Annotated in this window: 1 protein-coding gene; it reads left to right on the plus strand. The window is 65.4% G+C overall.

Annotation, left to right across the window (positions count from 1 at the left end):
* Positions 1-39: 39 nt before the first annotated feature.
* Positions 40-1166, plus strand: a 1127-nt coding sequence (locus A5711_RS08370; protein ID WP_067945377.1) for a glycosyltransferase, incomplete at its 3' end; no start/stop codon positions are given.

Raw genomic sequence — 1166 nt, forward strand, 5'->3', positions numbered from 1 at the left:
TGACGTCGCCGGCGCACGGCAACTGCAAGGCTAGGACCCGTGACGAAATTCGCCCTCGCCGGCTACGGAACGCGCGGCGACATCGAGCCATTGGCAGCGGTCGGCCGCGAGCTGCTGCGCCGAGGGCACGACGTGGCCGTGGCCGTCCCACCGGAATTGATGGGTTTCGCCGAGTCCACCGGGCTCGCGGCGGTCCCGTACGGCCCGGAACTGCACGACTTCCTGGACGAGGAGTTCCTCCGCAACATGTGGGCTGAGTTCTTCCGGAACATCTGGACGATCCGCAGCCCGATCAGGTTGATGCGCAAGGTCTGGGAGCCCCTCATCCGGCATTGGGGCGAGGTCAGCGCGGCGCTGACGTCCCTCGCCGCCGACGCTGACCTATTGTGCACCGGCCTGAATTTCGAGCAGGCCGCCGCCAACGTCGCGGAGTACTACGACATCCCGTTTGCCACGCTGCATCACGTCCCCATGCGGCCGAACGGCCAGACCGTTTCGATGCTGCCGGCGCCGTTGAGCCGCTCGGCGATGACGGCGTTCGACTGGTTCAGTTGGCGCCTGAACAAGAAGGTCGAGGACACGCAGCGCCGCGAACTCGGGCTCCCCAAGGCAACGCATCCCTCGCCGCGCCGGATCGCCCAGCGAAAGTCGCTGGAAATCCAAGCGTACGACGAGGTTTGCTTTCCCGGACTGGCGGACGAATGGGCGAAATGGGACGGCCTACGGCCGTTTGTCGGCCCATTGACAATGCAACTGACCACGGGCGCCGACGACGACGTGGCAGCTTGGATTGCCGCCGGATCGCCGCCGATTTGCTTTGGCTTCGGCAGCATGCCGGTCGAATCTCCGGTCGACACGGTCGAAATGATCGCTGCGGCATGTGCGGAATTGCACCAGCGGGCGCTAATTTGCGCCGGCTGGAGCGATTTCAGCGATGTGCCACTTCCCGCCCACGTCAAGGTCGTGGGCGTGGTGAACTACGCGTCCGTCTTTCCGGCCTGCCGCGCGGTCGTTCATCACGGGGGCTCAGGCACCACTGCCGCAAGCCTGCGTGCAGGCATACCCACCTTGATTCTGTGGAGCTCGGCCGACCAGCCGTACTGGGGCAATCAGATCAAGCGCCTCAAGGTGGGAACCGCCCGACGCTTCTCGGAGACCACCGAGAA

The organism is Mycobacterium sp. E2238 (assembly GCF_001672665.1).
Taxonomy (GTDB): Bacteria; Actinomycetota; Actinomycetes; order Mycobacteriales; family Mycobacteriaceae; genus Mycobacterium.